We start from the raw sequence: 8,750 nt of genomic DNA on the forward strand, positions 1-8,750 counted from the left end.
CCCCCCCCCCCCCCCCCCCCCCCCCCCCCCCCCCCCCCTCCCAAACAAGAAACCCCCCCCCCAGATTACTACGCGTCTCGTGGGCTCGGAGATGTGTATAAGAGACAGGGGCTGGGGTGGGCGGAGGCGCCCTGCGGCATACACGGCGGGGTGTCCGTGTTGTCCACGGCATGCGTGGTGAGTACAAGGTCCCCGGTGGCAAGCTCGTCGCGGTCGACGTCGAGGAGGCGGGCGGCCGGCTCGCCTCGGTCAGCGTCTCCGGCGACTTCTTCCTCGAACCCGACGAGGCGCTGGGCGACATCAACGCGGCCCTGACCGGGCTTCCGGTCGACGCCGGCGTCGAGCGGCTGGCCTCGGCCGTGACGGCGGCCCTCGACGGGTCCGTGGCGCTCGTCGGGTTCACGCCCGAGGCCATCGGCATCGCCGTGCGCCGGGCCCTCGGCAAGGCCACCGGGTGGGACGACCACGTCTTCGACGTCATCCCGCCGCGGGTGCTGCACCCGGCCCTGCACGTCGCGCTCGACGAGGTCATCGCCCACGAGGTCGCGAGCGGCGAGCGCCCGCCGACGCTGCGGTTCTGGGACTGGGACAGCCCGCTCGTCGTCATCGGCTCGTTCCAGTCGGTCCGCAACGAGGTCGACCCCGAGGGTGCCACCCGGCACGGCATCGACGTCGTGCGGCGGGTCTCCGGCGGCGGCGCGATGTTCATGGAGCCGGGCAACTGCATCACGTACTCGCTCGTCGTGCCGAGCTCGCTCGTCGAGGGGCTCAGCTTCGAGCGGTCCTACTCCTTCCTCGACGAGTGGGTCATCGGTGCCCTCGAGGAGGTCGGGGTCAAGGCCCACTTCGTGCCGCTCAACGACATCGCCAGCGAGGCCGGCAAGATCGGCGGGGCCGCCCAGAAGCGGTTCGCCAACGGGGCGGTCCTGCACCACGTGACGATGTCCTACGACATCGACGCGGCCAAGATGCTGGACGTGCTGCGCATCGGTCGCGAGAAGATGAGCGACAAGGGCCACCGCTCGGCCGACAAGCGCGTCGACCCCATGCGCCGCCAGACCGGGCTGTCGCGCGCGGCGATCCTCGACGCCTTCGCGGCGTCGTTCTCGCGCCGGTACCGCACGACGGCCTCGGACTACACCCAGGCCGAGCTCGCCGAGGCGCAGCGGCTCGTCGACGAGAAGTTCGCGACGCCGGAGTGGACCAACCGTGTGCCGTGACCGCGCGGACGTCGCGGCGGCCCGGGGTGTGGGCGCTGTCGGTCCCCGGACGTACGGTTGAGCCATGCGTCCGACGACCGACCTCCAGCGCACGGTGGCCCCGTTCGAGGTCATCTCCGAGTACCGGCCGAGCGGTGACCAGCCGGCGGCCATCGCCGAGCTGTCCCGACGCGTCAGGGCGGGGGAGCAGGACGTCGTGCTGCTCGGTGCCACCGGCACCGGCAAGTCGGCGACGACGGCCTGGCTCATCGAGCAGGTCCAGCGCCCGACCCTCGTCATGGCGCCGAACAAGACCCTCGCCGCGCAGCTGGCCAACGAGTTCCGCGAGCTGCTGCCGAACAACGCCGTCGAGTACTTCGTCAGCTACTACGACTACTACCAGCCCGAGGCGTACATCCCGCAGACGGACACGTACATCGAGAAGGACTCCTCGGTCAACGACGAGGTCGAGCGGCTGCGTCACTCGGCCACCAACTCGCTGCTCACCCGCCGCGACGTCATCGTCGTCGCGTCGGTGTCCTGCATCTACGGCCTCGGCACGCCGCAGGAGTACGTCGACCGCATGGCCCGGCTGCGCGTCGGCATGGAGATCGAGCGCGACCAGCTGCTGCGGCGGTTCGTCGAGATGCAGTACACGCGCAACGACCTCGCCTTCACCCGCGGAACCTTCCGCGTCCGGGGCGACACGGTCGAGATCATCCCGGTCTACGAGGAGCTCGCGATCCGCATCGAGTTCTTCGGCGACGAGGTCGAACGGATCTACACCCTGCACCCGGTGACCGGTGAGGTCGTCAACGAGGAGCAGGAGATGTACGTCTTCCCGGCCTCGCACTACGTCGCCGGGCCGGAGCGGATGGACCGCGCCATCCGCGGCATCGAGCTCGAGCTCGAGGACCAGCTGGCCCGTTTCGAGAAGCAGGGCAAGCTGCTCGAGGCCCAGCGGTTGCGGATGCGCACCACCTACGACGTCGAGATGATGCGGCAGGTCGGGTTCTGCTCCGGCATCGAGAACTACAGCCGCCACATCGACGGCCGGGGCCCGGGCTCGGCCCCGAACTGCCTCCTCGACTACTTCCCGGAGGACTTCCTCCTCGTCATCGACGAGTCGCACCAGACCGTCCCGCAGATCGGTGCCATGTACGAGGGCGACATGTCGCGCAAGCGGATGCTCGTCGACCACGGCTTCCGGCTGCCGAGCGCCATGGACAACCGCCCGCTCAAGTGGGAGGAGTTCCTCGAGCGCATCGGCCAGACGATCTACCTGTCGGCCACGCCCGGCGAGTACGAGCTGGCCAAGTCAGGTCCGCCGGTCGAGCAGATCATCCGCCCGACGGGGCTCGTCGACCCCGAGGTCGTCCTCAAGCCGACCAAGGGCCAGATCGACGACCTCATGCACGAGATCCAGGAGCGCACCAGGCGCAACGAACGCGTGCTCGTCACGACCCTGACCAAGAAGATGGCCGAGGACCTCACCGACTACCTGCTCGACAAGGGCATCCGGGTGCGCTACCTGCACAGCGAGGTCGACACCCTGCGCCGCGTCGAGCTGCTGCGCGAGCTGCGCACCGGCGTCTTCGACGTCCTCGTCGGCATCAACCTGCTCCGCGAGGGTCTCGACCTGCCCGAGGTGTCGCTCGTGTCGATCCTCGACGCCGACAAGGAGGGCTTCCTCCGGTCCGCGCGCTCGCTCATCCAGACGATCGGTCGTGCGGCCCGCAACGTCTCCGGCCAGGTCCACATGTACGCCGACTCGATCACGCCCTCGATGCAGGAGGCGCTCGACGAGACCAACCGCCGGCGCGAGAAGCAGCTGGCCTACAACGCCGAGAAGGGCATCGACCCGCAGCCGCTGCGCAAGAAGATCGCCGACATCACGGATCTGCTCAACCGTGAGGACGCCGACACGGCCGAGCTCATCGGCTCGGGCCGCTCCCAGTCGCGGGGCAAGACCGGTGGTGGGCGTGGCGCCGTCCAGGCCGACGTCGGGGTCTCCGCCGGGTCGGCCAGGCGCCCGGCCGACATGGCGGCGGCCGACCTCGCCGGCCTCATCCAGGAGCTCACGGAGCAGATGCACCAGGCTGCCGCCGAGCTGCACTTCGAGCTCGCGGCGCGGCTGCGCGACGAGCTCGGCGATCTCAAGAAGGAGCTGCGCCAGATGAGCGCGGCCACCCGGTGACGGCGTGAGCACCGTGGCCGGGAGTGGTGGCGGCGCGGTTGCCGCGCGGCTGCGCGTCGAGGCGCTCAACAAGCCGGGGGCCTGGGAGGACTCCCCGTGGGAAGGCGACACCGTGGCCAAGGTCGGTGACAAGATCTTCGCCTTCCTCGGTGCGGACTCCATCGGCGTGAAGTGCGCCCGCAACCGTGAGGAGGCGGACGAGTGGCTGCACCGGCACCCGGCCGACGCCTCCGTCATGGCCTACATCGGTCGGCACGGCTGGAACACGCTGCGCACCGACGGCACCATCGCCGAGGACGAGCTCCTCGAGGCGCTCGACATCTCCTACGAGCTCGTCGTCGCCGGGTTGCCGCGCCGCCAGCGCCCCGACGCGTCGGCCTCGTCCTGACCGTGGCCGGCGGCGGCCGCACCCGCGCGGCCGCCACGCACCGGTGCGCGTGGCGTCCTCCGCTGGCCTGGGCCCGGACGCCGATTTGGGGGTGGGGCGTCGCGGTGAGAGGATCAGGCGTTCTCGGAGGGGAGTATCCCTGCTGCGACGGGCTCGTCATCACGAAGCGGTACACCGCTGCTTCCGGTCCCGTCGGTCCGGTCGCCACGTGCGGCGGGGCGGGAGAGACCTCCGGTTGCTGATCTCGGTGACCGGAAGGTTGTGCCCATGAACGTTCCCGCTTGGGGCTGGTTCCTGACCATCGGCCTCGTGGCCGTGTTCCTCCTGATCGACATCTTCGTCATAGCCCGACGGCCGCACGTGCCCTCGATGGCCGAGGCGGGCCGCCACCTCGCCTTCTACGTCTCTGCGGCGGTGCTCTTCGGCCTCTACGTGTGGTTCCAGTGGGGCGGCCAGTACGCCGGCGAGTTCTACGCCGGGTGGCTGACCGAGTACTCCCTCTCGGTCGACAACCTCTTCGTCTTCCTGCTCATCATGGCCAGCTTCAAGGTGCCGCAGAAGTTGCAGCAGTCGGCGCTCATGATCGGCATCGTCATCGCCATCGTGCTGCGTGGCGTCTTCATCGCCCTGGGCGCCGTCGTCATCAACGCCTACGCCTGGGTCTTCTACATCTTCGGTGCCTTCCTCGTGTACACGGCCGTCAAGCTCGCGACCCAGGGCGAGAGCGACGACGACGAGTTCGAGGAGAACCGGTTCCTCCGGTGGGTCGAGAAGCGCTTCCGGGCCACCACCGAGTGGAACGGCACGCGCCTCACGGTCATCGAGCAGGGCAAGCGCCTGGTGACGCCGATGTTCATCGTCATCCTCGCGCTCGGGACGACCGACCTGCTCTTCGCGCTCGACTCGATCCCCGCGATCTACGGCCTGACGAAGGAGCCCTTCCTCGTCCTGACGGCCAACGTCTTCGCCCTCATGGGCCTGCGCCAGCTCTACTTCCTCATCGGCGGGCTGCTCAAGCGCCTCGTCTACCTCAGCATCGGACTGGCCGTCCTGCTCGGCTTCATCGGCGTCAAGCTCGTCATGCACGCGCTCCACGAGAACAACCTGCCGTTCGTCAACGGTGGGCACCCGGTCGAGGGAGTCCCCGACATCCCGATCTCGGTCTCGCTGGGTGGGATCGTCGTCATCCTCGGCGTCACGACCGTGGCCAGCCTCGTCAGGTCCCGCCGCGACGCCGGGCGCGAGGCCGCCGGCGGGGCGGGCGCCGACACGACGGGCACCGGTACGGCGGGCACGCCCTCGCATCGCCCCTGACGGCTCGCCCGGGCGCTCGCTGCCGCGCTAGGTTGCAGGGAGGCCACCGGTCCCGGCGGCGGGAGCGAGGAGCACGCGATGACCAGCACCGGCCCCACCGGAGACGGCCGCGGGGCGGCTGACCCACGCAGCACGCCCGGCGGCGGACCCGTCCTCGTCACCGGCTGCAGCTCGGGCATCGGGCGAGCGACGGCGGCCCGGCTCGTCACCGACGGCCACGTCGTCTACGCGTCGGCCCGTCGACCCGAGACGCTCGAGGACCTCAGGGCCGCGGGGGCGCGGACGCTCGAGCTCGACGTCACCGACGAGTCGTCGATGCGCGCGGCCGTGGCCGTGGTCGAGCGGGAGCACGGCGCGGTGGGCGTCCTCGTCAACAACGCCGGGTACGGCGAGTACGGGCCCGTCGAGGAGGTGCCGCTCGAGGCGGTGCGTCGCCAGTTCGAGACGAACGTCTTCGGTCTGGGCCGGATGTGCCAGCTCGTGCTGCCGGCGATGCGGGCCGCCGGCCGGGGACGCATCGTCAACATCGGGTCGATGGGCGGCCGGATCACGTTCCCGACCGGTGGCTGGTACCACGCGTCGAAGTACGCGGTCGAGGCCCTCACCGACGCGCTGCGCGTCGAGGTCGCTCCGTTCGGTGTCGCCGTCGTCCTCGTCGAGCCGGGGCTGACGCGGACCGAGTTCGGTGACGTCGCCTCCCAGGGCTTGGCGCGGGGCGGTGACGACGGGCCGTACGCGGCCTTGCGGGCCACGTCCGACGCGGTCACCGAGCGCAACTACCGGTCGCGCAGCGCGGTCGGCCCCGACGCCGTGGCGCGCGTCGTCGCGAGAGCCGTCGAGGCGGACCACCCGCGCAGCCGGTACCTCGTCACCCCGGCCGCCAGGGCGCTCGTCGCGACGCGGCTCCTCGGTGGCGACCGGGTGTGGGACGCCGTCGTCCGGCGCAGCTTCGAGCTTCCGTCCGCCCCGCCGGCACCCGACGGGCCCGCCGAATCCGGCTGAGTCCGGCCCCGGGCGCTCAGCGGACCCGGTGGGCGCCGAGCCAGCCGACCGCGGCCGGGACGAGCATCGTCACGAGGACGGCGACGTACGCCGGCGCGCCATAGGCCTCCGGGCGGCTCGACCCGGCGGCCGTGAAGACGAGCGCCGAGACGGCGATGGCCGTCGCTGCACCGGCCGAGTCACCGATCTGCAGGGCCGAGCTGACGAAGCCCTGCTCACCGTCCGAGGCCCGTGCCAGCGCCTGGGCCGTGACGCGTGGGTAGAGGGTGCCGATGCCGAGGCCCAGCACGGGGAACACGGCGACGAGGAGCCAGGCCGGCGCGCCGGCAGCCACCCCGACGGCCAGCGCCACGAGCGTCACCACCATGGCTCCGAACGCGATGCGGGCGGTCCGCCCGATCTCGTACCGGTCGGCCCACCGTCCCTGGACCCACGACCCGGCGAACCAGGTGACACCGGTGACGGTGAGGGCGACGCCGGCAAGGCTGGGAGACAGGTGGTCGCGTTCGGTGAGGAGGCGCGGCAGGTACACCTCGCCGCCCGTGAAGGCCGCGAACGCGACGGCCCGGAGCGCGACGTCGCTCGGCAGGCCCCGACGCAGGCGCAGGGTCCCGGGCGGCATGAGCCGGTGCACGGTGCCCGCGACGACGACGACCGCGACGACGGCGACGAGGACCGAGCGCACGTCGACGGCCCCCGAGGCGGAGTTGAGCACGAGGACGGCCACGGCCAGCGCCACCGAGGCCACGATGGCTCCGCGGCGCCACGGTACGGGCACCGGCTCCTGCCGGAGGCCGGCGACGATCCGGGACAGGAGCGCCGCGGCGACGACGAGGACGACGATCGCCAGGCCGAAGACCCACCGCCAGCCGACGGTCTGCGCGATGAGCCCGGCGACGAACGGGCCGGCGATCGAGGGCACGACCCAGGCCGCGGAGAACCCGGCGAGGATCGCGGTGTGGAGGCGTCGTGGGTAGACGCGGGTCACCATGACGTAGAGCGCCGTGCTCGTCATGCCGGCCCCCAGGCCCTGGACCACCCGCGCCCCGACGAGCACCGGCATCGTCGGGGCCAGGCCGGCCCCGACGAGGCCGGCGGCGAAGAGAACCAGGCCGATGAGCAGCGGTGGGCGTGGTCCGCGGCGGTCGGCGAGGTTGCCGGACCACACGATGCTCACGATGCCGGCGGCGAGCGTCGCGGTGAACGCCATGGCGTAGAGCGACTCGCCGTCGAGGTCGGCGGCGATGGTCGGCATGACGGTGGTCAGGGCGAGCGCCTCGAACGCGTGCAGCGACACGAGCGCGAGCATCCCGACCGTCGTGGCCCGCAGAGCCGGCGACAGCAGACCGCCGCGCTCGTCGGCGGACAGGTGCGGGTCAGCGGTCACGGCGTCGGAGGTGGTCACCGGCCGACGCTACGACCTCGAGCCGACCTGAGGTCAAGCGGCCGGCGTCAGCCTGCGGTGCGCCGTGCCGCGTCACGGGCCGAGGCTGGGGTCGGGCTCGGCCGGCGGTTCACGGCGTCCCTGCGCGCCGAGCACCATGGCGCTCGCCCCGACGACGAGAGCCATCCCGGCGAGCTGCCCGGCGTCGAGCACCTGGTGCAGCACGACGAACCCGGCGACCGCCGCGACCGCCGGCTCCAGCGACAGCAGGATGCCGAAGACGCTCTGGGCCAGGTGCCGGAGGGCGACGAGCTCGAGCGAGTACGGCAGGACCGAGGACAGCACGGCGATGCCGAAGCCGAGGGCGACGTCACCTCCGGTCCAGGTGGCGACCGAGGGCAGGCCGACCGGTGCGACGAGCAGCGTGGAGACGACGAGCGCGAGCGCGAGGCCGTCCAGCCCGGCGAAGGCGCGGCCGGTCCGCTGGCTCAGCACGATGTAGGCGGCCCACATGGCGCCGGCGAGGGCCGCGAAGAGGATGCCGACGGGCTCGAAGCGGGCCCAGGCCGCGCCGAGCGCTCCGGACACGAGCACGACGCCGAGGCCGGCGGCGACGACGGCGACGAGATCGCGCCCGCGGCGGCTGAGGACCGCGGCCAGTGTCAGCGGACCGAGGAACTCGATCGTCACGGCGACCCCGATCGGCAGGTGCGCGAGCGAGGCGTAGAACGCTGTGTTCATCGCGGCGAGAGCCGCCCCGAAGAGGACGACGGTGAGCCAGTCCTCGCGGGACCGGCCACGTGCCGAGGGCCGCGCGACGGCGGCGAGGACCACCATGGCGAACAGCAGGCGCAGCAGCACCGACCCGGCCGCGCCGATGCGTGGCACGAGGGTGGCCGCGAGCGCCCCGCCGAACTGGACGGAGACGACGCCGCCGAGGACGAGCAGCGGCGCGGTCCGACGGTCGATGCTCACCTGAGGGGGAGCCGCCCGGCGGCCACGAGGCTGTCGAGGCGCTCCTGCGGCAGGTCCTCCTCGACGAGGACGCCTCCGGTCTCCGACGCGTGGACCATCCGCCCCGGGGCGACGACGATGCCGACGTGGTGGACCGGCCGGCCCGGTCGGGCGAAGAAGTAGAGGTCACCGGCACGGACGTCCACGACCGGGACCGGCTCGGCGGTCTCGGCCTGGGCGTAGGCGTCGCGGGCGACGACGACCCCCAGCTCGCGCCAGGTGGCGAGGACGAGGCCCGAGCAGTCGAGACCG

At 72.0% G+C, this 8,750-nt stretch carries 8 protein-coding genes; 5 read left to right on the forward strand and 3 right to left on the reverse strand.

Going from position 1 to position 8,750, the window contains the following annotated elements; genetic code table 11:
• Positions 1 to 170 precede the first annotated feature (170 nt).
• The 5 genes from lplAB (at position 171) to ACPYOM_RS18995 (ending at position 6,100) form a co-directional block, all read left to right on the forward strand.
• Positions 171 to 1,220, forward strand: a complete 1,050-nt coding sequence (lplAB, locus tag ACPYOM_RS18975) for a lipoate-protein ligase LplAB (protein ID WP_481347152.1) — start codon at positions 171 to 173, stop codon at positions 1,218 to 1,220.
• Positions 1,221 to 1,284: 64 nt separating this feature from the next.
• The gene (uvrB, locus tag ACPYOM_RS18980; protein ID WP_481347153.1) at positions 1,285 to 3,396 is read left to right on the forward strand and encodes an excinuclease ABC subunit UvrB; all 2,112 of its coding nucleotides are present in this window, start codon (positions 1,285 to 1,287) and stop codon (positions 3,394 to 3,396) included.
• A 4-nt stretch (positions 3,397 to 3,400) separates the two neighbouring features.
• Positions 3,401 to 3,784, forward strand: coding sequence for an MmcQ/YjbR family DNA-binding protein (locus ACPYOM_RS18985; protein WP_481347154.1), 384 nt, complete (start codon positions 3,401 to 3,403; stop codon positions 3,782 to 3,784).
• A gap of 267 nt (positions 3,785 to 4,051) precedes the next feature.
• The gene (locus ACPYOM_RS18990; RefSeq protein WP_481347155.1) at positions 4,052 to 5,098 is read left to right on the forward strand and encodes a TerC family protein; all 1,047 of its coding nucleotides are present in this window, start codon (positions 4,052 to 4,054) and stop codon (positions 5,096 to 5,098) included.
• A 78-nt stretch (positions 5,099 to 5,176) separates the two neighbouring features.
• Positions 5,177 to 6,100 (forward strand): oxidoreductase, encoded by a 924-nt coding sequence (locus ACPYOM_RS18995; protein ID WP_481347156.1) that lies wholly within the window; start codon positions 5,177 to 5,179, stop codon positions 6,098 to 6,100.
• A gap of 16 nt (positions 6,101 to 6,116) precedes the next feature.
• Here ACPYOM_RS18995 and ACPYOM_RS19000 read toward each other — a convergent pair whose 3' ends face one another.
• The 3 genes from ACPYOM_RS19000 to ACPYOM_RS19010 form a co-directional block, all read right to left on the reverse strand.
• On the reverse strand, positions 6,117 to 7,505 hold the full coding sequence (locus tag ACPYOM_RS19000; protein ID WP_481347157.1) for an MFS transporter: 1,389 nt from the start codon (positions 7,503 to 7,505) through the stop codon (positions 6,117 to 6,119).
• Between the two features lie 72 nt (positions 7,506 to 7,577).
• Positions 7,578 to 8,459, reverse strand: coding sequence for an EamA family transporter (locus ACPYOM_RS19005; protein ID WP_481343026.1), 882 nt, complete (start codon positions 8,457 to 8,459; stop codon positions 7,578 to 7,580).
• The coding region (locus ACPYOM_RS19010) for a C40 family peptidase (RefSeq protein ID WP_481347158.1) at positions 8,456 to 8,750 on the reverse strand (295 nt) is incomplete at its 5' end. The genes ACPYOM_RS19010 and ACPYOM_RS19005, both read right to left, overlap by 4 nt.

This window comes from Monashia sp. HAY1-2A (genome assembly GCF_056755315.1).

Excerpts from the sequence above, each read along its gene's own strand:
- uvrB (WP_481347153.1), top strand. The coding sequence starts at position 1,285 with ATGCGTCCGACGACCGACCTCCAGCGCACGGTGGCCCCGTTCGAGGTC.
- ACPYOM_RS18990 (WP_481347155.1), top strand. The coding sequence starts at position 4,052 with ATGAACGTTCCCGCTTGGGGCTGGTTCCTGACCATCGGCCTCGTGGCC.
- lplAB (WP_481347152.1), top strand. The coding sequence starts at position 171 with ATGCGTGGTGAGTACAAGGTCCCCGGTGGCAAGCTCGTCGCGGTCGAC.
- ACPYOM_RS18995 (WP_481347156.1), top strand. The coding sequence starts at position 5,177 with ATGACCAGCACCGGCCCCACCGGAGACGGCCGCGGGGCGGCTGACCCA.